The following is a 25,190-nucleotide window of genomic DNA, read 5'->3' on the forward strand; positions in this document are numbered from 1 at the left end:
GTAGTTATAGATGACCCCTGCTCAGCCCCAAGGTTTTTTTCCATCCAGCGGAAAACTTCCCGGTGCCAACGCAGGTCTATCACCTCAGACATTTCCCAAACGTTTCAGAGGGTTCCACCCAAAATGGCAGCAGTAATGGTCGGCCAGTTCCACGCCCGCGACGCCGAAGGCCGTATCTACCCGGTACACGAATTCCAGGAGTCCACGCTCCAGGCCGATGGCAGCATCCAAGGTGCGCCAATCACCACCTATCGCCTGGCCATCGGTGACCGGGTCAACCACCTGGGCGAAGATCGCTTCGAACTGGCGCAAACCGGCGTCGAAATCATCCGTATTCCTTGATGCAGTCACCGTGTAGGCCTGCCGTTCGCGCTGCAGGCCATGCACGTCGGCGACGAAGCCGGGAAACCTTCGTCGAAGGCCTGTGCGAAAACAGGTAATCGAGAATCGGTGGGGCTGCATCGCTAACTGCCGGATGGATAGACGGCTTTAGCCACGCCTGGAGGGGCTGGGTGACTCAGCCTGCTGCCGGCTCACTCAACGCCTGCCACATCGAAGGCCCGCCGGCAGACTTGGCCACCGCTGCCAGGCGCTCGGCATGCGCGTCGAGTTCTTCACCAGTCGCCATGATCACCCGCCCCGGCGCGCGTCCAACGATGCGACGGATCTCGCTACCAGTGCCGGCCTGCCCGTCTTCCCCAGCAGCGCCCTCGCCGGCCAGCGACAGGCTGGTCTGCCCACCGGTCATCGCCAGATAGACGTCGGCCAGCAGTTCCGAGTCGAGCAACGCGCCGTGCAGTTCACGACCGGAGTTGTCGATACCGTAGCGTTTGCACAGGGCATCGAGGCTGTTGCGCTGCCCAGGGTGGCGCGAACGCGCCATCATCAGGGTGTCGAGAATCGCGCAGTGCTGCGAGATATCGGCGCGCTCATGCTGCCCCAGCAGGGCGAACTCATTATTGATGAAGCCGACGTCGAACGCCGCGTTATGGATGACCAGGGTGGCGCCCTGGATGAACGCGAAGAATTCCTCGGCCACATCGCCAAAACGCGGCTTGTCGATCAGGAAGGCGTCGGTGATGCCGTGCACGTTGATCGCGCCTTCGTCGCTCTCGCGGTCGGGCTGCAAGTAGACGTGGAAGTGCCGCCCGGTCAGACGCCGGCCAACCACCTCGACGCAACCGATCTCGATGATGCGGTGACCTTCGGTCACCGGCATGCCGGTGGTTTCGGTGTCGAGGATGACGAAGCGTTTGTCTTGCTGCTGCTCCACGGCGGACTCCAACTTGCAGTGCCTGAATTCGGGGCGCGAGTATAACCCAACCACCGCTTGGGGTTAGGACCAGGTTGCGGCCCTTCGCGGCTTCAACGCGCCTTGCGCACCTCGTCCACGCCACGGTTGGCCAACTGGTCGGCGCGCTCGTTGCCAGGGTGGCCGATATGCCCGCGCACCCACTTCCAGGTCACCTTATGCCGATTGACCTGCTCATCGAGCGCCATCCATAGGTCGGCGTTCTTCACCGGCTCCTTGCTGGCAGTTTTCCAACCGCGTTTCTTCCAGTTGGTCATCCACTCGTTGATGCCCTTCATGACGTACTGGGAGTCGGTGGTCAGCACCACCTCGCACTCGCGCTTGAGTGCCTTGAGGCCCTCGATCGCGGCCATCAGTTCCATGCGGTTGTTGGTGGTTTCACGCTCGCCGCCCCACAGTTCCTTCTCGACGCCCTTGAAAACCATCAGTACACCCCAGCCGCCCGGACCAGGATTACCCTTACAGGCACCATCGGTGTAGATCTCGACGTTATCGCTCATGTACCACTCATGTTCAGTGCTTTTCGGTATCCGCGGTGGCGACATTGCGATTGACCTTGGCCAACGGCAGCGGCAACAGCTTGCCCATCGGCTCGCGACGCGCCGGGCGCAGCGGGCGCAGGCCGACCACCATCTTGCGCGCCACCAACAGGTAAACGCCGCCACCGGCGCTCTGCCAGCCCCCGGCGACCCGCTCCCAGCCCGCCAGACGCTGCTGCCAGGCGGGTGAAGCGAGCGGCGGACGATAGCACCCATACCGGCGTTTCTCCAGCGCGAAACCCAGCAGGTTGAGCCAGTCGCCAACCCGCGACGCCGAGATGCAGCGAGCCTTGCGCAACGCCCCGCGACTGAAGACATGGCGCATGCCCCAACTGCTCCAGGGGTTGATCCCGACGATCAGCAAATGCCCGCCAGGGCGTACTGCGCTGGCGGCTTCACGCAGCAGGCCATGGGGCGACAGGCTAAAGTCCAGGCCATGCTGCAACACCACCACGTCGGCGGCGTGCTCGGACAGCGGCCAGGCCTGTTCTTCGCAGACGATCTCGACGCCGGGCAACGGCGCACCCAAGCGTACGTTACGCTGCACCTGCGGGGCGTGGGGTGGCGGTTCGGCACCGGGGCCATAGTGCACCAGGTAACCCCCAAAAAAGCGCCCGAGCTCTTCGCCCAGCAGCCGCTCTTCCTCTTTAAGCATCAATTGGCCCAGCGGCCCATCGAACCAGTCGCGGGCCAGGCGGATCAGCTCGACCCACTCGGGGTCGGCCTGAGCGAAGGCTTGGTCGGTCATTGCATGCTCCCTCGAAGGTTCTACGGCCGGGCTATCGCGGCTAAGATGCTGCTAACCCCGAAACTTGGCGAATTACGGATCCGCACCATGATACAGATCGTTGCCCTACCCGCTTTCTCCGACAACTACATCTGGTTGTTACAGGATACTGCCAATCGACGCTGCGCGGTGGTCGACCCCGGCGACGCCGCGCCAGTGCTCACCTGGCTAGGCGAACACCCCGGCTGGGCTTTGCAGGATATTCTGGTGACCCACCACCACGCTGACCACGTTGGGGGCGTCGAGGCGCTCAAGGCCGCCACCGGCGCACGGGTCAGCGGCCCGGCCCACGAGCGCATCCCGGCACGCGACCTGGCGCTAGAGGACAACGACACCGTGCAGGTTCTGGGGCTGCGTTTCCAGGTACTGGCCATGCCCGGCCACACCTTGGGCCACATCGCCTACTACACCGCGCAAGCCACTACACCCCTGCTGTTCAGCGGCGATACGCTGTTCGCCGCCGGCTGCGGCCGCCTGTTCGAGGGCAGCCCCGAACAGATGCACCATTCGCTGCAACGCCTGGCCGCCCTGCCTGCCGAAACCGAGGTCTACTGCGCCCACGAATACACCTTGAGCAACCTGCGCTTTGCCTGCGCCGTGGAGCCGCAGAATCCCCATGTCATGCAGCGCTTCGAGGAGGTGACGCGGCTGCGCGCCGAGCATCGCATCAGCTTGCCCTCCAGCATCGGCCTGGAGCGCCTCACCAACCCATTTCTTCGCACAGCAGAAACATTCGTTAAACAAAAAGCAGACGAATGGAGGGGGCATTCCAACCCCACTCAAGCCACTGTTTTTGCTGCGCTGAGGTCTTGGAAGGACCAGTTCTGATAACCCCAAGATATATCGCGAGACTGGCTCAAAGGTTGACCGACCGGGGAGCGGTTCCTAGAATCGCCCAACTTTTTTGCCCGGATAACCCTTCCAGCCGATGTCTTCCCGTAGCCGCAGAACCGCTCATTCGGTCGCCCTGACGCGACTGGCACAGATCAGTGCACTGGCGCTGGCCGCCACACTGGTGGGCTGCCAGAGCACCCGTCAGCTCGACGAATCCGACAGCGTTCGCGCGCACAATTACCAGGCTCGGATCAAGCACAAGCCGGCGCCCTTGGTGGTGAAGGCACAGGAACAGCCGCCCCAGGACGTGTGGGTACGCATGCGCCAGGGCTTCGCCTTGCAGGACGGCATTGACGTCAACCCGCGCATCGAGCAACAACGCCTGTGGTTCGCCAGCAACCCCTCGTTCGTCGAGACCGCTGGCGAGCGCGGCAGTCTCTACCTGCACTACATCGTAGAGCGCCTCGAAGAACGCGACATGCCACTGGAACTGGCGCTGCTGCCAGCCATCGAGAGCGCCTACAACCCGATGGCCTACTCCCGTGCACACGCCGCTGGCATGTGGCAGTTCATCCCGTCCACCGGCCGCCACTTCAACCTGCGCCAGACCAACTTCTACGACGGTCGGCGTGACGTCACCGCCTCGACCAACGCCGCCCTGGACTACCTCAGCCGCCTGCACGACATGTTCAATGGCGACTGGCTGCTGGCGCTGGCCGCCTACAACGCCGGCGAAGGCACGGTCAGCCGCGCCATCGAGCGCAACGAGAAACTCGGGCTGCCCACCGACTACTGGAACCTGCCGCTGCCGCAGGAAACCCGCGACTACGTGCCCAAGCTGCTGGCCCTGTCGCAGGTGATCAACACCCCGCAAGCGTATGGCGTGAACCTCAACCCGATCGCCAACGAGCCGTATTTCGAAGCCGTCGCCATCAACGATCGCCTCGACCTGTCGCGTGTCGCCGCCTTCGCCGACATCGACGAGGACGAGCTGATCCAGCTCAACCCGGCGTTCAAGAAACGCATGACCGTGGACGGCCCACAGCAACTGTTGGTGCCAACAGCCAAGGCGCAATTGCTCTCGGACCGGATGTCCAACCTCAAGCCCGAAGAGCTGGTCAGCCTGCAACCGAACAAGGCCGTGTTCCAAGCGGCGCTTGCCGAAGCCAAGGCTCCTGCGGCACGCAGCTACCGGGTCAAGCGCGGCGACAATCTGGGCAGCATCGCCAAGGCCAACCGCGTCTCGGTCAAGCAATTGCAAAGCTGGAACGGCCTGCGTAACCACAACCTCAAGGTCGGCCAGGTGCTGGCCCTGCGTGGCGGCAGCAGTGCCTCGGCCAACCGCGTGGCCGAGGCGCAGCAACGCGCCACCCAGTACAAGGTGCGCAAGGGCGATTCCTACTACCTCGTTGCAAAACGTTTCAACGTCGAAATGAAACACCTCAAGCGTTGGAACCCGCGCAGCGGGCATGCCCTCAAGCCTGGGCAGACGCTGACCGTTTACCTGGCACGCTGATGCGGCCTGGATAAGCCTGGCGCGGGGTAAGTCGTATCGACGCTGCGTTGATACGACTTACCCCGCGATGCGTTCACCCCCGTACAAACCCCCGCGCCACACTCTTTTTCCAACCAAGACAAGCTGTTACTGTAGCCCGACCCAAGCCCAACGCCTCTGGATCGGATGCCGACTTGATACGTCCCCTCCTGCTGTCTCTCAGCCTGGCCTTGAGCTTCCCCGCCGTCGCGATGGTGAGCGAAAGCCACGGATACGCGCAGTTCGGCATGCTCAAGTACCCAGCCACCTTTACCCACTTCGACTGGGTCAACCCGCAAGCGCCCAAGGGCGGCACCTTGCGAGCCATGGCGTTCGGCACGTTCAACACGCTCAATCCCTACACCTTCAAGGGATCGAGTCCGGTCACCACGCCCAATTTCCTGCAGTACGGCGTCAGCGAGCTGAACGAAACGCTGATGGTCGGCACCGGCATGTACGACCCCTCAGGCGATGAGCCCACCTCCAGCTATGGTCTGATCGCGCGCTCGGTCGAGTACAGCGAAGACCGCAGCTGGGTGGTGTTCAATCTACGCCCTGAAGCGCGCTTCCACGACGGTACGCCGATCACCTCGGCCGATGTGGCCTTCAGCTACCGCACCCTGCTCAAGGATGGCCATCCGCTGTACCGCACCAACCTGCAGGAAGTGCAGCGCGTCGACGTACTCGGTCCGCTGCGCATCCGCTTTGTTTTCAAGCGCGCAGGCAACCCACTGCTGATCCTGCGCCTGGGCGAAATGCCGGTGCTGCCCAAGCATTACTGGCAAGGCCGCGACTTCAAGGCGACCACCTTCGAGCCGCCGCTGGGCAGTGGCCCGTATCGCATCAGCGAGGTGCAACCAGGGCGCAGCCTGGTGTTCGAGCGAGTCAAGAACTACTGGGGCAAGGACCTGGCCGTGAACCGCGGCAAGTACAATTTCGACCGCGTCGAATACGAGTTCTACCGTGACGCCACCGTGGCCTTCGAAGCCTTCAAGGCCGGCGAGTTCGACATCTATATCGAGCACCAGGCCAAGAACTGGGCTAACGGCTATACCTTCCCTGCGGTGCGCCGTGGCGAGGTGATCAAGGCACAGATCCCGCACCAGATCCCCACGCAAACCCAGGGCCTGTTCATGAACAGCCGCCGCGCGGCCTTCAGCGACCCACGCGTACGCCAGGCGCTGGGCCTGATGCTGGACTTCGAGTGGACCAACCGCGCGCTGTTCAATGGCGCCTACCGCCGCGCCACCAGTTACTACCCCAACAGCGAGTTCGCCGCCTCAGGCTTGCCCACCGGCAAGGAGTGGCTGCTGCTCAAGCCGTTGCGCGACCAGTTGCCGCCAGCGCTGTTCACCGAGCCTTACCAGGTCAGCCACACCGACGGCAACGGCGTTGGCCGGCAGAACCTGCGCCAGGCCCTGGGCTTGTTCGCGCAGGCAGGCTGGAAGCTCAATGGCCAACGCCTGTTGGACAGCAAAGGCCGCCAGTTCCGCCTGGAGTTGCTGCTGGTCAACCCCAACCTTGAACGCATCCTCCAGCCTTATGTCGAAAACCTCGCCAGCATGGGCATCGACGCGCACCTGCGCACCGTAGACCGCGCCCAGTACAAGCAACGCCTGGACCAGTTCGATTTCGACATGATTCTGATGACCCTCAACCAGACCCTGAGCCCGGGCCTTGAGCAGTGGCAGTATTTCCACTCAAGCCAGGCCGCGATCCACGGCAGCAAGAACTACGCGGGGGTCAAGGATGCGGTGGTCGATCACCTGCTAGACACCCTGCTGGCCGCCCGCAGCCGCGATGACCAGGTGGCCGCTGCCCGCGCCCTGGACCGGGTGCTGTCGTGGCAGTACTACATGATCCCCAACTGGTACCTGGACAACCATCGCCTGGCCTACCGCAACCGCCTCGCCTTCGTCACCACGCCGCCCTACACCCTCGGGCTGAATACCTGGTGGATCAAGCCTTCGGAGAAAGCCCAATGACCCCGACGCTGCGCACGCTTGCCGCCAGCCTTTTACTGGCCTTTACCAGCCTGCCGACGCTGGCCGCCCCGCAACATGCCCTGACCCTGTACGACGAGCCGCCCAAGTATCCGGCGACCTTCAAGCACTTCGACTTCGTCAACCCCAACGCACCAAAGGGTGGCACCTTCCGCCAGTCCAGCTTCGGCGGTTTCGACAGCCTCAACCCGTTCATCAACAAGGGCGTGCCGGCCGACAGCCTCGGCCTGATCTACGACACCCTGATGCGTCAGAGCCTGGATGAGCCGTTCACCGAGTACGGCCTGGTGGCCGGCAAGATCGAAAAGGCCCCCGACAACAGCTGGGTGCGTTTCTACCTGCGCCCTGAAGCGCGCTTCCACGACGGCCACCCGATGCGGGCCGACGATGTGGTGTTCACCTTCAACACCTTGATCAAGGACGGCGCCCCGCTGTACCGCCAGTACTACGCCGACGTCGCCGAAGTGGTCGCCGAAGACCCGCTCAAGGTACTGTTCACGTTCAAGCACAAGAACAACCGCGAGCTACCGCTGATCCTCGGCCAGTTGCCGGTGCTGCCCAAGCATTGGTACGCAGGCCGCGACTTCAACCGTGGCAACCTGGAGATTCCGCTGGGCAGCGGCCCGTACAAGGTCGCCGAGGTCAAGGCCGGCCGTTCGATCCGCTACGAGCGGGTCAAGGACTATTGGGGCAAGGACCTGCCGATCAACCGAGGTTTCTATAACTTCGACGCCATGACCTTCGATGTCTACCGCGACAACACGGTCGCCCTCGAAGCCCTCAAGGCTGGCGCGTTCGACTACGAACTGGAAGTCAGCGCCAAGAACTGGGCCACCGCCTACGACATCCCGGCAGTGCGCGAAGGTCGCCTGATCAAGGAAGAAATCCCCAACGGCAACCCGGTGGGCATGCAGGGCTTCATCTACAACCTGCGCAAACCCATGTTCCAGGACGTGCGGGTGCGCAAGGCGCTGAGCCTGCTGTTCGACTTCGAATGGACCAACAAGCAGCTGTTCAACGGTGCCTACATCCGTACCGACAGCTTTTTCGAGAACTCCGAGATGGCCGCCAGCGGCCTGCCCTCTCCACAAGAGCTGAAAATTCTCGAACCGCTGCGCGGCAAGATCCCCGAGCAGGTCTTCAGCCAGGCCTTCCATAACCCGGTCACCGACGGCAGCGGCATGATCCGTGAACAACAGCGTGAGGCCTACAAGCTGCTACAGGAAGCCGGCTGGAAAATCGTCGACGACAAGATGGTCGACAGCACCGGCAAACCCGTGAGCATCGAGTTCCTGCTCGCCCAGACCCAGTTCGAGCGGGTGCTGCTGCCGTTCAAGCGCAACCTCGCCGACCTTGGTATCAACCTCGACATTCGCCGGGTGGACGTGTCGCAGTACATCACCCGCCTGCGCTCGCGGGACTACGACATGATCGTCAGTGGCTTCCCGCAATCCAACTCACCGGGTAACGAGCAGCGCGAGTTCTGGTCCAGCACCTCGGCCGACAACCCCGGCAGCCGCAACTTCATAGGCCTGCGCGACCCGGCCATCGACCAGTTGGTCGAACAGTTGATCAACGCCGATTCGCGCCAGAGCCTGGTCGAGCATTGCCGCGCCCTGGACCGGGTACTGCTGGCGGGCTACTACGTGATTCCCAACTGGCACATCAAGACCAACCGCGTGGCCTACTGGAACCACATCGGCCACCCGGAGAAATCACCCAAGTACGACGTGGGCATCGATACCTGGTGGATCAAGCCCAACGTCACCCCGGCGGTGACCGAAACGGCTGGCGAGGGCCACTGACATGCTGGCTTACATTCTGCGTCGTCTGCTGCTGATCATCCCGACGCTGTTCGGCATCCTGATCATCAACTTCATCATCGTCCAAGCCGCCCCCGGCGGGCCCGTGGAGCAGATGATCGCCAAGCTCGAAGGCTTCGAGGGCGCCACCAGCCGCATCGCAGGCGGCGGCGCCGAAGTGTCGGTAGCCGGCGCCAACTACCGCGGCGCGCAAGGGCTGGATCCGGCGCTGATCGCCGAGATCGAGCGCATGTACGGTTTCGACAAGTCGGCGCCCGAACGGCTGTGGATCATGATCAAGAACTACGCCACCTTCGACTTTGGCGACAGTTTCTTTCGCGACGCCAAAGTGGTCGACCTGATCGCCGAGAAGATGCCCGTGTCCATTTCCCTGGGGTTGTGGAGTACGCTGATCATGTACCTGGTGTCGATCCCGCTGGGTATCGCCAAGGCCGTACGCCACGGCAGCCACTTCGATGTGTGGACCAGTTCGGCAATCATCGTCGGCTACGCCATCCCCGCATTCCTGTTCGCGATCCTGCTCATCGTGCTGTTTGCCGGGGGCAGCTATTTCGACTGGTTCCCATTGCGCGGGCTGACCTCCAACAACTTCGACGAGTTGTCCAGTACCGGCAAGGTACTCGACTACTTCTGGCACCTGGTACTGCCGATCACCGCACTGGTGATCGGCAACTTCGCCACCATGACCCTGCTGACCAAGAACAGCTTCCTCGACGAGATCAACAAGCAGTACGTGATCACCGCAAAGGCCAAGGGCCTGAGCCGCAGCCGTGTGCTCTACGGCCACGTGTTCCGCAACGCGATGCTCCTGGTGATCGCGGGCTTTCCGTCGGCGTTCATCGGCATCTTCTTCACAGGCTCGCTGTTGATCGAGGTGATCTTCTCCCTCGACGGGCTGGGGCTGATGAGTTTCGAAGCGGCGATCAACCGCGACTACCCGGTGGTGTTCGGCACCCTGTTCATCTTCACCCTGCTGGGGTTGGTGGTGAAACTGATCGGCGACCTCACCTACACCTTGGTCGATCCGCGCATCGACTTCGCCAGCCGGGAGCACTGATATGGCCCTCTCTCCCCTCAACCGCCGGCGCTTCGAGCGCTTCAAGGCCAACCGCCGTGGCTGGTGGTCGCTGTGGATCTTCCTGGTGCTATTCGGGCTGAGCCTGGGCGCCGAGTTCCTTGCCAACGACAAGCCGATTGCCGTGCGCTACGAAGGCCAATGGTACTTCCCCGCCTTCAAGCGCTACCCCGAAACCACCTTCGGTGGCGAGTTCCCGCTGGAGGCGAACTACAAGAGCCCTTACATCCGCGAGTTGCTACAGAACAAAGACGCCTTCGTGCTGTGGGCGCCGATCCCGTTCAGCTACCAGAGCATCAACTACGACCTCAAGGTTCCCGCCCCCGCACCGCCGTCGCTGGACAACCTGCTAGGCACCGATGACCAGGGCCGCGACGTGCTGGCCCGGGTGATCTACGGCTTCCGTATTTCGGTGTTGTTCGCCCTCACGCTGACCCTCGCAAGCTCGGTCATCGGGGTGATCGCCGGCGCCTTGCAGGGCTTCTACGGCGGCTGGGTGGACCTGGCCGGCCAGCGCTTCCTGGAAATCTGGTCGGGCCTGCCGGTGCTGTACCTGCTGATCATCCTCGCCAGCTTCGTGCAGCCCAACTTCTGGTGGCTGCTGGGCATCATGCTGCTGTTCTCGTGGATGAGCCTGGTGGATGTGGTACGCGCCGAGTTCCTGCGCGGGCGGAACCTTGAGTATGTGCGCGCAGCCCGCGCCCTGGGCATGCGCAACGGCCCGATCATGTTCCGCCACATCCTGCCCAACGCGATGATTTCGACCATGACGTTCATGCCGTTCATCCTCACCGGCGCCATCGGCACACTGACCGCATTGGACTTCCTGGGCTTCGGCCTGCCCGCCGGTTCACCATCGCTGGGCGAGTTGGTCGCCCAGGGCAAATCCAACCTGCAGGCCCCGTGGCTGGGCATCAGCGCCTTCGCCGTGCTGGCGGTGATGCTGAGCCTGCTGGTGTTCATCGGCGAGTCCGCCCGCGATGCCTTCGACCCGAGGAAATGACATGAGCCAAGACACCCTGATCGAAGTCCGCGACCTGGCGGTGGAGTTCGTCACTGGCGAGCAGGTCAACCGCGTGGTCGACGGCATCAGCTTCGACATCCGCAAGGGCGAGACACTGGCCTTGGTGGGCGAAAGCGGCTCGGGCAAGTCGGTGACCGCACACTCGATCCTGCGCCTGCTACCCTACCCGCTGGCCCGCCACCCATCCGGGAGCATTCACTACGAGGGCAAGGACCTGCTGCAACTGGGAGAAAAGCCCATGCAGCGGATTCGCGGCAACCGCATCGCGATGATCTTCCAGGAACCGATGACCTCGCTCAACCCGCTGCACAGCATCGAGAAGCAGATCAACGAAATCCTCCTGTTGCACAAGGGCCTGACCGGCAAGGCCGCCACTGCGCGGACCTTGGAGCTGCTGGAACTGGTCGGCATCCCCGAGCCGCACAAACGCTTGAAAGCCCTGCCCCACGAACTGTCCGGCGGCCAGCGCCAACGCGTGATGATCGCCATGGCCCTGGCCAACGAGCCCGAGCTGCTGATTGCCGACGAGCCCACCACCGCGCTCGATGTGACCGTGCAGTTGAAGATCCTCGACCTGCTCAAGTCGCTGCAAGCCCGCTTGGGCATGGCGTTGCTGCTTATCAGCCACGACCTCAACCTGGTCCGCCGCATCGCCCACCGGGTATGCGTGATGCAGTGCGGCAAGATCGTCGAGCAGGCCGACTGCGCCACGCTGTTCAGTGCGCCGCAGCACCCCTACACCCAGATGCTCATCAACGCCGAGCCAAGCGGCGCTCCGGCAGCCAACGCCGAGGGTGCGCCACTACTGGAGGTGCAGGACCTGAAAGTGTGGTTCCCGATCAAGAAAGGCTTGCTGCGCCGCACCGTGGACCATGTCAAGGCGGTGGACGGTGTGAACTTCAGCTTGCCCCAGGGGCAGACGCTGGGCATCGTCGGCGAGAGCGGCTCAGGCAAGTCCACCTTGGGCCTGGCGATCTTGCGCCTGATCGCAAGCCAGGGTGGTATTCGCTTCCATGGGCAGGCACTGGAAGGTCTGACCCAAAAGCAAGTGAGGCCTTTGCGGCGGCAGATGCAGGTGGTATTCCAGGACCCCTTCGGTAGCTTGAGCCCGCGCATGTGCGTAGCGGATATCGTGGGTGAAGGGCTACGGATTCATCACATTGGCACACCGGCCGAGCAGGAAGCGGCGATTATCGCGGCCTTGGAAGAAGTCGGCTTGGACCCACGTACCCGACATCGCTATCCACATGAGTTTTCTGGCGGACAGCGCCAGCGGATCGCGATTGCCCGAGCGTTGGTCCTCAAACCTGCGCTGATTCTGCTGGATGAACCGACCTCGGCACTGGATCGGACGGTGCAGCGCCAAGTGGTAGAGCTTTTGCGCAACTTGCAGGTGAAGTACAACCTGACCTACCTGTTCATCAGCCATGACCTGGCAGTGGTAAAAGCCTTGAGTCATCAGTTGATGGTGATCAAACATGGGCAGGTGGTCGAGCAGGGGGATGCGCAGGCGATCTTCCATGCGCCGCAGCATGGGTACACCCGACAGTTGCTGGAAGCGGCGTTCCTGGAAATCGAGCACTGAAGACCCCGCTCACACGCCCCCTGTAGGAGCGAGTTTACAGGTAGACCAACACCTCAACGGCCAGACCAATCAAGCACAACACTGCCACGCCATAACTGATGGTTCTCCATGGCTGAGCGCAGGCCAGATACAGCATCGTGTGCAACACGCGCGCCGCGGTGAACACTGCACACAGCCAGGCGGTGCTGACCGCCGAAGCTTCAAGCGCGATCGCCAACCCACCCAAGGCGACGAACATCGGTATGTTCTCCAGATCATTGCGCCAAGCGTGCATGGCCCGCACCACTTCAGGCCGCTCGGCTGGCTGTACCGGGCGCTTGAACACAGCGGCGTCCTCCGCATGGGTGAACGCCAGGTAGCGCAAGCGGAAATATCCCTGGTAGCAAGAGAGCGCCAGCATCTTGAAGAACAGCAGCACCACGCAAATCGCATACACCGACAACGCGCTACTCATGCTTGCGTCTCCCGACAATGCCCCGGAGCACGATGTACAGCAGCGGCCCCATCGAGATGAACACCACCGTCAACAGCAGGTAGGGCAGTACACCCGGCCAACGCCCTCCGCGCCCCTGGTGGTCGCTCACCATCCAGATGCAGGCAAGTCCCGCCATCAGATACAGGTCGATGACCACTTGCGCTGTATCTGGCCGTGACAGCAACTCCAGGCCGAACGCCAACAGCGACTGCTGCGCGCCATACATTGTCCAGCCGGTATACAACGCAAACGCCAGTAATACAGACAACGCCATCCACTGCGCCTTCATCGTCATCTCCCTGAGTGATCGGTCTGAGCACACTAGTGATAGAGTCACCCCCGCCTCAATGACCTCTCAGGTCATGGACGCTTCAACCAAGGACAGGCAGAGTCGAAGCATGAGCCCTCTTCCATTTCATCCCGCCCAGCCCCTTGCCCACCCCAGCGCCGGTGCACAGTTGCGCCGTCTGCGGCGTCAGGCAGGGCTCAGCCAGCTCGATCTGGCGCTGCTGGCCGGCGTCTCGCAACGCCATCTGAGCTGTGTGGAGACTGGCCGCGCCAAGGCCAGCCCGGCCACCCTGCATGCCTTGCTCAGCGCACTGGAGGTGCCGCTCGATCAGTGCAACGAGGTGTTCCTCGCCGCAGGCTTCGCACCGCGCTACACCGCCTCGCCACCGGACGCCCCGACCCTGGGCATGGTGCACGAGGCCCTGGCGCATCTGCTCCAGGCCAACAACCCCGCGCCTGCCATCGTCATCGATGGAAACTGGAACGTCACGGCGGCCAACACCAGTGTTGGAGTGCTGTTCGCCCTGGCAGGCGTGCAGGTGCGCGAAACCGCGGGCCTCAATCTGCTCGATACCTTGTTGCGCCCAGGCGGGCTGGGGGATCATCTGGTCAATGCCGACGAGATTCGCGCGATCACCTGGCAACGCGCAGCCAGGGAGGCGCTGGGCAATCCTGAGCTGGGGCGGCGCCTGCAACAGTTGCAAACGCCGCCCAGCGTGCCGACAGAGCACCGGCCCTCACCGGTGATCCTCACCCGTATTCGGACCCAGGACGGCGAACTGACGTTCCTGTCCACCTTCACCACCTTCGGCATGCCGCTGGACATTACCGTCGCGTCGTTGCGCATCGAGCATCTGATACCTGCCGATGCGCGAACCTGGCAGGTGATGACAGCCGCCCATGCAACGGTCGACGGTCTGCACGCAGGCGATTAAGCTGCGCGTTTTTCAGGGAAGGAATGACAGCGAGTGAGCAACCTCTACCAAGGCAGTTGCCTGTGCTCGTCCATCAGGTACGAGTTGCTGGCCACGCCCAAGGCCGTCAGCCATTGTCATTGCAGCCAATGCCGCAAGGCACACGGCGCGCTATTCGCCTCCTTTGGCAGCGTGCCGCGCCGGGCGCTGCGGATCGTCCAGGGTGAGGATGCGCTGACGGCATACCCCTCCTCCGAATCGGTACTGCGTTCGTTCTGCTCGCGCTGCGGCTCGTCGTTGTTCTGGTCAAGGTCCCAGGGCCAATTCAGGGATTGGATCTGCATTGCGCTGGCTACGCTGGACACCCCATTCACTCCGGAAAAACAGCAACATGTGCATGTCGCTGACGGAATGCACGGGTACACCTGACCCACCCGCCAACGCGCTCAGCTCAGTTGGGCAATCAGCACCGCGTTGGTGTAGATCAGGCTGCCGTCACTGGCGCGGTGGCCAACCAAGTGGAACTGCCCGCGCTCATCCTCGCTCAAGTAGACCCGCAAGCGGCAGTCGGATAGCGGCCCATAGCCCTCGGGCAGCACCAGGTTGAGGGTCTGCATGTCGACGTCCACCATCGCCTCGCGCTCATGGCTCTGTTGCAAGCGCTCTTCGGCCTGCTCCAGCAGCGTGTGGGTCGCACCTTGGATGTCGAAATGAATCTCGCCCACCGGGGTGGAACGCTGCTCACCGTTGCCTTTGCACCAACCTTCGATCGTCAGGGTACTCATGGCCAATCCTCTGGGAAGTAAGACGCTTCAAGCGTCCGTTGAGGTGTTGACCCGCGTTTTTTTCCGATCGTTCCAGTCGCTTTCGCACCTTTGGCCTATGCACCCGGCAAACACTTAGCCTAAGTCCTGGCTCACCCGCCCGACCGCCTCCACCACGCGCCGCGCACCGGCCTGGATCGCGCCGATGGTACTGCCGGCCTGGGTCGCCAAGTGCAAGCCCTGGTCAGCCTGCCCACGGCTGGTTTCGATCTCGATCACCGCCTGGCTGGCCAAGGTCTGGTTGCGTGCGACCACGGCTACGATCTCTTCGGTGGCGCTGCTGGTGCGCGCCGCCAGTTGCCGCACCTCATCGGCGACCACTGCGAAGCCACGCCCCTGCTCACCGGCACGGGCCGCCTCGATGGCGGCATTGAGCGCCAGCAGGTTGGTCTGTGCGGCAATCCCGCCAATCGTCTGCACGATCGAACTGATGACCAGCGACTGCTTGCCCAACGCATCGATGGTGGCCCCGGCCGAATGCAGCTGGGCACTGACCTCCTGCATGGTCTGCTCCACCTGCCTGACCACCGCCACCCCTTCGGTCGCGCCGCTGTCAGTCCCTTGCGAGACCTCCAGGGCCATCTGCGCGGCTTGCTTGACCGCCTCTTCACGCTGCACCTGATCGGTCACCACAGAGGCGAACTTCACCACCCGCAGCAGCCGGCCTTGTGTATCGATGACCGGGTTGTAGCTGGCCTCCAGCCAGACTTCGCGGCCCTGGCTGTCGAGGCGCAAAAAGCGTCCGGTCACGTACTGGCCGGCGTTGAGGGCGCGCCACAGCTCGGCGTAGTCAGGGCTGGCACAGAACTCGGCGGTGCAGAACAGCCGATGGTGCTGGCCCAGGACTTGATCCAGGCGATAGCCCATGGCCCTCAGGAACGTGTCGTTGGCCTCCAGCACCTTGCCGCTCAGGTCGAACTGGATCACCGCCGTGGAACGCATTAGTGCAGCGAGCACGAACTGGTTCTGCTGGGCAGTGTCCAGCGCCTTGGTCACCTCGCGGCCCTGGCCGATCACCTGGTACAGACGTCCCTGGGCATCGAGCTGCGGATACCAGCTCATGCACGCCCACACTTCACGGCCGTTGGCATGCCGCAGCGGGTACTCACCCTGCTGCACCTCGCCCCTGCCCAGGGCCTTGGCCAATGCTTCCAGGCGCGGCTGCGCCAGCCATTGTCCCAAGGCCTTGCCGGCCAGTGCCTGACCAGGTGTACCCAACAGCTCGGCAGCCGACGCATTGCCTTCAAGCAATCGCAGTGCCTCATCGAGCCGCAGAAAAATACCGGCCTGCTCCTGCTGGGCCAAACGCTGACGCAATACCACCAGCTCCGCTTCGCGAGCCGCGAGCGTGGCTTTCAATTGCCGATTGAACATGACTCACCTGTGGGAAAGGGAAAGATCAGGAAACGCCGGTCAAGCCACCCAGCCTGCAAGCTGCGTGACGCCGAACCACTGCTGGAAGGCTTCTAGCGGCATGGGCCGACCCAAGTAGTAGCCCTGAACCTCGGCGCAGCCCCAGGCGCTGGCCTGCTCCAGCTGCGCTGCGGTCTCAATGCCTTCGGCGCCTACTCGGTAGCCCAACTGCGTAGCCAGTGCCACCAACGAACGCACCAACTGACCATCCCTGGCATCCATACAGCCTCTGTGCACCAGCGAACGGTCGAGCTTGACCAGGCTGGCGGGGATTCGGCTGAGGTAATCCCAATTGCTGTAGCCAGTACCAAAGTCATCGATAGCGATTTCGATACCGGCCAGGCGAGCCCGCTGCAACTGCTGCTGCACTTCTTCCAGTTGCTCGATCAACGCGCTTTCGGTGAACTCCAGTTGTAACTTTGACGGCTCGATGCCCAGGCTACGCATCTCGATGAGCAACGTATCCATGAACAACGGGCTTTCCAGGTCGCGCGCGGTAACGTTCATGCTGATTTGCAGACCCAACGCGCGGGTCTGTTGCAGCAGGCGCAGCACCGCACGCTGCACCCAAAGACTGAGCGTCCCCATCAGTGCGGTCTTCTCCGCCAGGGGGATGAACTCGGCCGGGGAAATCTCGCCAAGTTGCGGGTGTCGCCAGCGCAGCAGCGCCTCGGCCGAACGGCACTCGCCCTGCGGCAGGTGCAAGCGCGGCTGCAGGTGCAGACTGAGTTGGTCATCGCGCTGCAACGCCTCGGCCAGCGCGGCGAGCAAAGTGAACGCGCGGCGCTGGGCGGCATCGACGTCGGCTTGGAACAACGCGCAGCGCCCCACACTGCGCCGCGCGGCATCGGCGGCACTGACCAACCGGCGCAGCCACTCCAAGCCCTCGCGCTCGTCGCTGGCGGCGCTCAAGGGGGCGACACCGATACCCGCATCCAGCAACACCGGAATCTGATGGCACTGCACCGGCGCCTGCAACGCCTCGACGATGCCGATGCACAACGGGCGCACCTGCTCGGGCTCGTCGACAATGGTGGCGAAGCGGGTCGGGCTGATCTTGTACAGCGGCACACCGGGGTGCAGTTGAGCGGCGATGCGCGCCTTGACCTGCAAGGTCAGGTCGTGAGCAAAGTTGTAACCCAACGCCTGGGTGATGTCGTTCAGCACGGCGGCCGGCAGAATATCGATCGCCAGCAAGGTCATGTCCTGGCCACGGTCAAAGTGAGCCTGCACGTCGCACTCGAGCTTGAGGCGGTTGAACAACCCCGTGGGCTGGTCGAAAAAATTGCTGCGTCGGATGCTGGCCAGAATGCTCATGGCCATGTTGGCGAACGCCACCAGCATCGCCCGCTGCTCAGCCGCCATGGGTGGGCGCGGCACGGTGTCGATGATGCACAGGCTACCGATGGCGATGCCTTGCTCGACCATCAGGGGTGCACCGCAGTAGTAGCGGATCGCAGGTGCTCCAGTGACCAGCGGATTGTCGGCGAAACGCGGATCAAGGAGGGCGTCGGGCACCTCCAACGGTTCAGCCTGCAGAATGGTATGGGCGCAGAACGAAACGTCGCGCGGGGTGCTGGCGCTGTCCAGGCCCGTCCTGGCCATGAACCACTGCTGGCACTCGCTGACGATCGAGACCAGGCAGATAGGCACTGCAAAGTAGCTCGCGACCAACTGCACCAACGCGCGCAATTCGCCGTTCTGGTCCTGCTGCGCAACGCACCATTCGACGACCTTGGCCAGGCGTTCCTTTTCCTTGAGTGGCATGGGAGCGGTTTGCATATGATGTTCCCTGCCCAGAAAGAGGTGTTAAGCACGAAGATATAGCACTTTGATATCTATGAGACTGGCGCGCAGATGAACGGTTCACACACGGCAGCGATTTAAGTGCACGGTAGCGCGAATACTTGTACAACTCCACATTTTTGTACAGGTATTGTGAAAATTCACCTCAATCCACATGGAACCAAGCTCAGGGTGTGCGCTGTACGATGCTGGCCCGCAGAGAAAATTCCATCAAAAGTCAAAAAATAAACGGCATACGCGCCAAAATCAGGCGGAATAAAACACTTCCTCGCCTGCCGCCGCTTCATAAACTTGTACAAAAGTTGCCGCAGTCAAACCCCATTGCCTGCCAACTGAGCCGCCATCGCTCGCGCTTGTTCACGCAGCGCATCGCACAATGGCCCGACCACCGCCGACGCGGGTCGGTGCTCTGGCAGGATCAGCATCACCCGATACGGCACCGACACGCTCAGCCTGCGCATGATCAAACCGCCCTGCCCCGCCTCCAGCCCGCTCAACGGGTTGATGATCGCGACACCCAGCCCCTGGCGAACCATCGCGCATACCGAGGCGGCGCTGGTGGTCTCGATCACCGTACGGCGGTTCACCCCTGCGGCGCGAAAGTGCTGGTCGAGCTGCTGCCGGTAGGTGTCCAGGCTGGCCAAGTTGATGAAGTCGATATCGTGGAAGTCCTCCAGTGCCAACACCGGCTTGGCCTGTAACGGGTGGCCGGGCGGCAGCACGCAGACCATGTCGGCACTGAACAGCAGCTCGCCCACCGCGCCACGCGGCACCTGCTCCACCTCAGTCAGGCCCAGGTCATGCTGCTGGGCGACCAATGACTCCTCCAGCAGCGGCGACTCCTGCGCGGTGATGCTCACGCTCACCCCTGGATGGGCGCGATGCAAGCGCTTGCAGGCTCCAGGCAGCAGGGTTTGGGAAAACAGCGGCAGGCAGGTGATGGCCAGGCGACCCTGTTCGAAATTGCGGATGGCCTGGGCAAAGCGCTCGATACGCTCAAGGCCGACGAATGCACGCTCGACTTCATCAATCAGCAGCAAGGCTTGGGCTGTGGGCACCAGACGTCCGGCCTCGCGCTCAAACAGGTTCAGGCCGCTGACCTGCTCCATGCGCGCCAGCTCGCGGCTGACGGTGGGCTGCGAGGTGAATAGCAGGCGGGCAGCGCCCGTGACACTGCCGGCGACCATTATGGCGCGGAATACTTCGATGTGGCGGATGGTGAGATTCATGGGTGGTCACGCTAAATGAGGGAGCGGCGGTTCGACTCAACCCATATCAGATATGAATCAATCAGAGAAAAATAGCTATTTTTCTGAATCGAACAACTCAGTCACCATGCGTACATCCACTCCAAGGAACGCCCCATGACCTTCCCCCTGCTGGCCAGCGCCATCCGCCAACACGGCTCGCCCCTTTGGGCCTACGACAGCCACACCATCCACCAGCGCATCGAACAGTTGCTGCAGCACTTCGACACCGTGCGTTTCGCCCAGAAGGCCAACCCCAACCTGCACGTGCTGCGTCTGATCCGCGAACGCGGTCTGGTACTCGATGCCGTGTCACTGGGCGAAATGGAGCGTGCCTTCGCCGCCGGTGCGCAAGTCGGCGGCGAGCCGGCCGGCGTGGTGCTGACCTGCGACGTGCTCGACCAGCCCACACTGGAGCGTGTGGTGCAAACCGGTATCGAAGTGAACGCCGGCTCCATCGACATGCTGCGCCAACTGGGCGAACGCTCGCCCGGGCATCGAGTATGGTTGCGCATCAATCCAGGCTTCGGCCATGGCCATAGCCGCAAGACAAACACAGGTGGCGAAAACAGCAAGCACGGCATCTGGCACGCGCAACTGCCCGAGGCCCTGGCGTGCGTGAAACAGCATGGCCTGCACCTGGTCGGTGTGCACATGCACATTGGCTCTGGGGTGGATTACCAGCACCTGGAGCAAGTCGCAGGCTCGATGGTCGAGCTGATCGGCCGCCTGGGCATGGACATCGAGGCATTCTCCATCGGCGGCGGGCTGTCCACGCCCTACCGCGAGGGCGACCAGCCAGTAGACCTGCAACGCTACGCCAGGACCTGGGCCGTGGCTCGCGCCGAAGTCGAAGCCATGCTCGGCCACCCGGTACGCATGGAAATCGAACCAGGCCGTTACCTGGTGGCGGAGTCGGGCTACTTGGTGGCCGAAGTGCGTGCGGTCAAGCAGATGGGCGCCAAGCACTACATCCTGGTAGACGCCGGTTTCAACGACCTGATGCGCCCGGCCATGTACGGCGCCTACCACCGCATGAGCCTGTACAGCGCCGATGGCCAGCCGCTGGACGGCGCGCTGCAAGCGACCGTGGTGGCAGGACCGCTGTGCGAATCCGGCGATGTATTCACCCAGAACGACGAAGAGCTGACCCCGCAGTTGCTGCCACCTGCCAAGGTAGGCGACCTGTTGGTGATCCACGATGCCGGCGCGTATGGCGCGTCGATGTCGTCGAACTACAACAGCCGCCCGCTGCTGCCGGAGTTACTGATCGAAAACGACAGCCTGCGCCTGATTCGCCGACGCCAGACCGTGCAGGAATTGCTAGCGTTGGAGCTGGATATCTAACGGCGGAGATCACCCAGCCCTTTGGACTGCGCTGTCGCGCAGAGAACTGATTTCGCAAGCACGCCGCATACCCTGTGGGAGCGGGCTTGCCCGCGAACACCGGCGAAGCCGGTGCCATACACCGAGTCGCCTACTTCGCGGGCAAGCCCGCTCCCTACAGATCCCTGCTAAGTCAACACGTTGTGTGCAGATCAGATCTATTAAGAGCGGCCTTGTGCCGCGAACAGGGCGCGCAGCGACCCCAGGATCTGAGCCCAAGGCAAGATCGCGGGGGAGACGCCGCACATAAGCGGCTTCACACCGGCGCCACCAACCGGTAACCCACCCCCGCCTCGGTAATGATGAACCTCGGCGCAGTCGGGTCATCCCCCAGCTTCTGCCGCAGATGCCCCACCACAATGCGCAGGTAGTGGGTGTCGTCCACATGGGTCGGCCCCCAGATATCCTTGAGCAACTGCTGCTGGGTGATCACCCGCCCTGGGTGCCCGGCCAGTTGCGCCAACAGCGCGTACTCCTTGCGCGTCAGCGCCACTTCGACGCCGTCGAGAGTCACCCGGCGAAAGGCGAAATCCACCTGCAAAGGACCAAAATTCGCCGTCGCCACACCCGCGCCCAGCTGTGGCGCCTGGCGCAACAAGGCACGTACGCGGGCGAGAAATTCCTGAATACCGAATGGCTTGGTCACATAGTCGTTGGCCCCGCCATCGAGCGCATCGACTTTCTGCACCTCGCTGGCACGCACCGACAGCACCATCACCGGCACCGTGCTCCATTCACGCAACTCGCGCAGCACCTGTTGGCCGTCCATGTCCGGCAGGCCCAGGTCGAGCACCACCAAGTCCGGCTTGCCCAATGCCGCCTGGGCCAGCCCCTCGGCGCCGCTGCCGGCTTCGAGCACTTTGTAGCCCTGAGACGCCAGGCTAATGCGCAGGAACTTGCGAATCTGCGGCTCGTCGTCAATCACCAACAGGGTGGCGGCTTGGCTCATGGGGCTTCACTTTCAGGCTCGGGTTGGTTGGGCAGCGGCAAGCATAGTGTGATGCACGTGCCCTGGCCATCGATGCCGTCGCCCACCAGGATATGCCCGCCGTGGGCGCCGATCATGCCTTGGCAGATGGCCAGCCCCAGACCCGTACCCTGCCCGCCCCGGTCACCGCGCGCAGCGGTATAGAACATGTCGAAAATCTTCTCGCGCTCCTCTGCTGCAATACCGGGGCCCTGGTCGCTGACGGCCAGGCACAGTTGCGCGCCCTGCACCGTCACCTGCAACAGCAAGCGGCCCTGCGGCGGCGAGAAACGCGCAGCGTTCTCCAGCACGTTAACCAGCGCCTGCTCGATCAGCGCCGCATGCACGAACAGCAAGGGTAATTCAGCCGGCACCTCGGTATGCACCCGCAGCGGTGCCAGCACCACCCGCAAGCGGTTGAGGGCGCTGCCGACGATATCGGCCGGGGCCACCCAGTCACGTGCCAGCTTCAAAGCGCCGTGGCCCAGCCGGGTCATGTCCAGCAGGTTCTGAATGTAACGATCCAGGCGCTCGGCTTCATCGCGAGTGCCTTCGAGCAGCTCGCGCCGATCTTGGATCGGGATCGCCTCGCCCAGCGCCAGCAGGCTGTCGATGCTGCCGCGCATGGCGGTCAACGGACTACGCAGGTCGTGCGACACCGAGGCGAGCAAGGCACTGCGCAGTTGCTCAGTCTCCCCGTGCAGGCGCGCCGCCTCCAGTTGCTCGCCCAGGCGCGCGCGCGCCAGTGCCTGAGCCAGGGGCTGAGCCAGCGCCATCAGCAAGCGCCGCCGCTGCGCAGCGAGCGGCTCAGCGTTGCGCGGGCGCACGCCGAGCAGCGCCAGGGGCTGCTCTTCCACCGCCAGCGGCCACCACCACCAGCGGCCGTGCGGCAAGGTATCGCTGCCAAAGCCGGCCGCCTGGCCCTGTTGCCAGGCCCACTCGGCCGCCGCGCGTTCGATGTCGGTGAACGCCGCAGCAGTACCGCCGACCACGTGCAAAAGCCCTTCTGCGTCACGTTCGAGCAAGCACACCTGCACATCATGCCAGCCATCCAGATGCTGGCCAGCGGCATTGAACACCGCCTGACGATCGGTGGCCACGGTGAGTCGGCGCGACAGGTCGAGCAGTTGACTGGTCTGCGCCTGGGTTTCGCGCAGCGCCTGTAACTGGCGGCGCTGGCGGGCGGCCAGGTTGCCGGTCAGCGCCGCCATCAGCAGGAAGAACACCAGGGTGAGTACGTCTTCTTCGCGCTGGATGCTGAACGAGAAATTCGGCGGAATGAACAAAAAGTCATAGGCCAGGAACGACAACACCGCACAGGCCAGCGCCGGGCCGAGGCTGCTGCGTACCGCTACCAGCAACACTGCGGCGAGAAACACCAGGGAAATGTTAGGCAGCGCCAGGACGCGCGACACGCCCCACGCCAGCCCAGCGGCCAGCGCCGTGGCCAACAGCGCCAGCAGGTAGTGACGCCACACCCACACCTGCCGTACCGCCGCGCGTGCCGGGGGCGGCTGGGCGTCGCGGTCGAGCACGTTGATTTCCAGGCCATGGCTTTCGCGCAGCAGGCGCGCCGCCACGCCTGCGCCGAACAGCCGCCGGCGCAGGCGGTCACGGGACTGACCCACCAGTACCAGGCTGGCGCGGCGCTCGGCGGCATGCTGGATCAGCGTGCGCGCCACCTCGCCTGCGCGCAGCAGCACCACCTCGCCGCCCAATCGCTCGGCCAACTGCTGGGCAGCCTGCAAGCGATGGCGGGCCGATTCGTCGCGCAGCCGGCCGTTGTCCACGTACACCACGCTCCAGGGCAGATGCCGGCGCTGGGCGACGCGGCTGGCATGGCGCACTAGGCGCTCGGCCTGCTCGTCGCCATCGATGCCAACCAGCAAACGCCCGCGCAAGGCCGGGGCCTCTTGGCCACGCTGGCGGTAGCCGCTGGCCAGGTCGGCGTCGACCTGAGCGGCGGCGGTCTGCATGGCCAGCTCGCGCAGGGCGGTCAGGTTGGTCTGCGAGAAAAACGCATCGATGGCGGCGCGAGCCTGCTCGGGGACATACACCTTGCCCTCGCGCAGGCGTTCGAGCAGCTCACGCGGCGGCAGGTCGATCAGCACCAGTTCGAAGGCCTCGTGCAGCACCCAGTCGGGCAGGGTTTCGCGCACCTGCACCCCGGTGATGTCGCGGACCTTGTCGTTGAGGCTTTCCAGGTGCTGGACGTTGACCGTGGTGTACACGTCGATGCCAGCGGCCAACAGTTCCTGCACATCTTGCCAGCGCTTGGCGTGGCGGCTGCCGGGGGCATTGCTGTGCGCCAGCTCATCCACCAGCACCAGGGGCGGTGCGGCCTTGAGCAGGCCGTCGAGGTCCATTTCCTCGAGGGTGACGCCACGGTACTCGCTGCGCAGCAACGGTTGCTGGGGGAGCCCGGCGAGCAGCGCCTCGGTTTCACTGCGGCCATGGGTTTCGACCACTCCCGCCACCAGCGCCACACCCTGGCGCAACTGAGCGTGGGCGGCCTGAAGCATGGCGAAGGTCTTGCCGACCCCCGGGGCGGCGCCAAGAAATACCTTTAGCCTGCCGCGCCCTTCGCGGGGCAGGCCGGCGAGCAAGGCATCGGCGCGGGTGGGGTTGCTCATGTCAGGTCCTGTAATGATGCAATGGCTTGGTGTAGGAGCGGCCTTGTGTCGCGATGGGGCGCGCAGCGGCCCCGGCGATTTTGCGTGATGCCGAGATCCTGGGGCCGCTGCGCGCCCCATCGCGACACAAGGCCGCTCCTACATGGGTGTGGCGTTAACGTTCGGTGAGCGGCGCCAGGCGCTCCAGTGCTTGGTTCAGCGCCAGCACATTCACCACCGGCGGCCCGATCAATGGGCGCAGCGTGGCGTCATCGACCAGCACTTGCAAGCGCTCTGGCGCCACCTGCCGCGCCGCCGCCACGCGCGGCAGTTGGTAGGCGATGGCCTCGGGCGGCAAGTGCGGATCCAGGCCGCTGGCCGAGGTGGTCAGCAGGGCCTGGGGCACCGGCCCCTGCGCAGCCTGATACTGCGTGCTGGCCGCGCTTTGCACCCGCTCGGCCAGCACCGGATTGCTCGGCGCCAGGTTGCTCGCACCGCTAGCCACGGTGGCGTAGGCGCCAGCAGAGGGGCGCGGCTGGAACCACGCGTCGCCTTCGAATGCCTGGGCAATCAACGCCGAGCCGCGCACCACGCCTCGCGCATCACGCACCAGACTGCCGTTGGCCTGCTCGGGGAAGGCCACCTGGGCGATGCCGGTGACGGCCAGGGGATACAGCACGCCGGTGACCAAGGTCATCAGCAGCACCAGGCTCAGGGCCGGGCGTACATAAGCGGTCATGTC

Annotated in this window: 23 protein-coding genes and 1 pseudogene; 11 read left to right on the forward strand and 13 right to left on the reverse strand. The window is 63.7% G+C overall.

Going from position 1 to position 25,190, the window contains the following annotated elements:
• Positions 1-123 precede the first annotated feature (123 nt).
• On the forward strand, positions 124-342 hold the full coding sequence (locus tag ACNFIC_RS18045) for a hypothetical protein (RefSeq protein WP_138220076.1): 219 nt from the start codon (positions 124-126) through the stop codon (positions 340-342).
• A 175-nt stretch (positions 343-517) separates the two neighbouring features.
• On the opposite strand, the gene dnaQ is transcribed toward ACNFIC_RS18045, so the two are convergent.
• The 3 genes from dnaQ to ACNFIC_RS18060 all read right to left on the reverse strand — a co-directional run bounded on the left by dnaQ (position 518) and on the right by ACNFIC_RS18060 (position 2,599).
• The gene (dnaQ, locus tag ACNFIC_RS18050; RefSeq protein ID WP_416781549.1) at positions 518-1,273 is read right to left on the reverse strand and encodes a DNA polymerase III subunit epsilon; all 756 of its coding nucleotides are present in this window, start codon (positions 1,271-1,273) and stop codon (positions 518-520) included.
• A 92-nt stretch (positions 1,274-1,365) separates the two neighbouring features.
• Positions 1,366-1,812, reverse strand: coding sequence for a ribonuclease HI (gene rnhA / locus ACNFIC_RS18055; protein WP_138220092.1), 447 nt, complete (start codon positions 1,810-1,812; stop codon positions 1,366-1,368).
• A gap of 13 nt (positions 1,813-1,825) precedes the next feature.
• Positions 1,826-2,599, reverse strand: a complete 774-nt coding sequence (locus ACNFIC_RS18060; protein ID WP_138220093.1) for a class I SAM-dependent methyltransferase — start codon at positions 2,597-2,599, stop codon at positions 1,826-1,828.
• An 87-nt stretch (positions 2,600-2,686) separates the two neighbouring features.
• Here ACNFIC_RS18060 and gloB point away from each other — a divergent pair, with 87 nt between their 5' ends.
• The 7 genes from gloB (at position 2,687) to ACNFIC_RS18095 (ending at position 12,516) form a co-directional block, all read left to right on the forward strand.
• Positions 2,687-3,466 (forward strand): hydroxyacylglutathione hydrolase, encoded by a 780-nt coding sequence (gene gloB, locus ACNFIC_RS18065; RefSeq protein WP_416781550.1) that lies wholly within the window; start codon positions 2,687-2,689, stop codon positions 3,464-3,466.
• A 100-nt stretch (positions 3,467-3,566) separates the two neighbouring features.
• Positions 3,567-4,988 carry a lytic transglycosylase domain-containing protein gene (locus ACNFIC_RS18070; RefSeq protein ID WP_138220095.1) on the forward strand — a complete coding sequence of 474 codons (1,422 nt, stop codon included), beginning with the start codon at positions 3,567-3,569 and terminating at the stop codon, positions 4,986-4,988.
• 173 nt (positions 4,989-5,161) lie between these two features.
• On the forward strand, positions 5,162-6,991 hold the full coding sequence (locus ACNFIC_RS18075; RefSeq protein ID WP_416781551.1) for an extracellular solute-binding protein: 1,830 nt from the start codon (positions 5,162-5,164) through the stop codon (positions 6,989-6,991).
• Positions 6,988-8,814 carry an extracellular solute-binding protein gene (locus tag ACNFIC_RS18080; protein WP_138220096.1) on the forward strand — a complete coding sequence of 609 codons (1,827 nt, stop codon included), beginning with the start codon at positions 6,988-6,990 and terminating at the stop codon, positions 8,812-8,814. The genes ACNFIC_RS18075 and ACNFIC_RS18080 overlap by 4 nt, the downstream gene beginning before the upstream one ends.
• 1 nt (position 8,815) lies before the next feature.
• The gene (locus tag ACNFIC_RS18085) at positions 8,816-9,889 is read left to right on the forward strand and encodes a microcin C ABC transporter permease YejB (RefSeq protein WP_138220097.1); all 1,074 of its coding nucleotides are present in this window, start codon (positions 8,816-8,818) and stop codon (positions 9,887-9,889) included.
• A gap of 1 nt (position 9,890) precedes the next feature.
• A complete protein-coding gene (locus ACNFIC_RS18090) occupies positions 9,891-10,910 on the forward strand; it encodes an ABC transporter permease (RefSeq protein WP_138220098.1) in 1,020 nt (339 codons plus the stop codon).
• A 1-nt stretch (position 10,911) separates the two neighbouring features.
• Positions 10,912-12,516: an ABC transporter ATP-binding protein gene (locus ACNFIC_RS18095; protein WP_416781552.1), complete on the forward strand. Its 1,605-nt coding sequence runs from the start codon at positions 10,912-10,914 to the stop codon at positions 12,514-12,516.
• Positions 12,517-12,550: 34 nt separating this feature from the next.
• Here the strand turns inward: ACNFIC_RS18095 and ACNFIC_RS18100 are convergent, their stop codons facing one another.
• Both ACNFIC_RS18100 and ACNFIC_RS18105 read right to left on the reverse strand, forming a co-directional pair.
• A complete protein-coding gene (locus ACNFIC_RS18100; protein WP_416781553.1) occupies positions 12,551-12,970 on the reverse strand; it encodes an MAPEG family protein in 420 nt (139 codons plus the stop codon).
• A complete protein-coding gene (locus ACNFIC_RS18105) occupies positions 12,963-13,280 on the reverse strand; it encodes a DUF2834 domain-containing protein (protein ID WP_416781554.1) in 318 nt (105 codons plus the stop codon). Before ACNFIC_RS18105 ends, ACNFIC_RS18100 begins: the two co-directional genes overlap by 8 nt.
• A 109-nt stretch (positions 13,281-13,389) precedes the next feature.
• Between ACNFIC_RS18105 and ACNFIC_RS18110 the strand changes: the two genes are divergently transcribed.
• Both ACNFIC_RS18110 and ACNFIC_RS18115 read left to right on the forward strand, forming a co-directional pair.
• Positions 13,390-14,214, forward strand: coding sequence for a helix-turn-helix domain-containing protein (locus ACNFIC_RS18110; protein WP_416781555.1), 825 nt, complete (start codon positions 13,390-13,392; stop codon positions 14,212-14,214).
• A 33-nt stretch (positions 14,215-14,247) separates the two neighbouring features.
• Positions 14,248-14,622 carry a GFA family protein gene (locus ACNFIC_RS18115; RefSeq protein ID WP_416781556.1) on the forward strand — a complete coding sequence of 125 codons (375 nt, stop codon included), beginning with the start codon at positions 14,248-14,250 and terminating at the stop codon, positions 14,620-14,622.
• 17 nt (positions 14,623-14,639) lie between these two features.
• On the opposite strand, the gene ACNFIC_RS18120 is transcribed toward ACNFIC_RS18115, so the two are convergent.
• The 5 genes and pseudogenes from ACNFIC_RS18120 to ACNFIC_RS18140 all read right to left on the reverse strand — a co-directional run bounded on the left by ACNFIC_RS18120 (position 14,640) and on the right by ACNFIC_RS18140 (position 19,465).
• Entirely contained in the window at positions 14,640-14,978 is a 339-nt protein-coding gene (locus ACNFIC_RS18120) for a hypothetical protein (protein ID WP_138220104.1), read from the reverse strand.
• A 114-nt stretch (positions 14,979-15,092) separates the two neighbouring features.
• Positions 15,093-15,599 (reverse strand): methyl-accepting chemotaxis protein, encoded by a 507-nt coding sequence (locus ACNFIC_RS18125; RefSeq protein ID WP_240791760.1) that lies wholly within the window; start codon positions 15,597-15,599, stop codon positions 15,093-15,095.
• A gap of 30 nt (positions 15,600-15,629) precedes the next feature.
• Positions 15,630-16,391: pseudogene (locus tag ACNFIC_RS18130) on the reverse strand (PAS domain-containing protein); the annotation flags it as partial.
• Positions 16,392-16,430: 39 nt separating this feature from the next.
• On the reverse strand, positions 16,431-18,212 hold the full coding sequence (locus ACNFIC_RS18135; RefSeq protein ID WP_416781557.1) for an EAL domain-containing protein: 1,782 nt from the start codon (positions 18,210-18,212) through the stop codon (positions 16,431-16,433).
• A gap of 335 nt (positions 18,213-18,547) precedes the next feature.
• Entirely contained in the window at positions 18,548-19,465 is a 918-nt protein-coding gene (locus ACNFIC_RS18140) for a LysR family transcriptional regulator (protein WP_416781558.1), read from the reverse strand.
• A 135-nt stretch (positions 19,466-19,600) separates the two neighbouring features.
• Here ACNFIC_RS18140 and lysA point away from each other — a divergent pair, with 135 nt between their 5' ends.
• On the forward strand, positions 19,601-20,830 hold the full coding sequence (gene lysA, locus ACNFIC_RS18145) for a diaminopimelate decarboxylase (RefSeq protein WP_416781559.1): 1,230 nt from the start codon (positions 19,601-19,603) through the stop codon (positions 20,828-20,830).
• A gap of 295 nt (positions 20,831-21,125) precedes the next feature.
• Here the strand turns inward: lysA and ACNFIC_RS18150 are convergent, their stop codons facing one another.
• The 3 genes from ACNFIC_RS18150 to kdpC all read right to left on the reverse strand — a co-directional run bounded on the left by ACNFIC_RS18150 (position 21,126) and on the right by kdpC (position 25,187).
• The gene (locus ACNFIC_RS18150) at positions 21,126-21,818 is read right to left on the reverse strand and encodes a response regulator (protein WP_138220109.1); all 693 of its coding nucleotides are present in this window, start codon (positions 21,816-21,818) and stop codon (positions 21,126-21,128) included.
• Positions 21,815-24,469: a sensor histidine kinase gene (locus ACNFIC_RS18155; protein ID WP_138220110.1), complete on the reverse strand. Its 2,655-nt coding sequence runs from the start codon at positions 24,467-24,469 to the stop codon at positions 21,815-21,817. Before ACNFIC_RS18155 ends, ACNFIC_RS18150 begins: the two co-directional genes overlap by 4 nt.
• Positions 24,470-24,623: 154 nt before the next feature.
• Entirely contained in the window at positions 24,624-25,187 is a 564-nt protein-coding gene (gene kdpC, locus ACNFIC_RS18160) for a potassium-transporting ATPase subunit KdpC (RefSeq protein ID WP_138220111.1), read from the reverse strand.
• Between the last annotated feature and the right edge of the window lie 3 nt (positions 25,188-25,190).

Origin of the sequence: Pseudomonas sp. NY15463 (assembly GCF_048068415.1) — a bacterium.
Classification (GTDB): Bacteria; Pseudomonadota; Gammaproteobacteria; order Pseudomonadales; family Pseudomonadaceae; genus Aquipseudomonas; species Aquipseudomonas mosselii_C.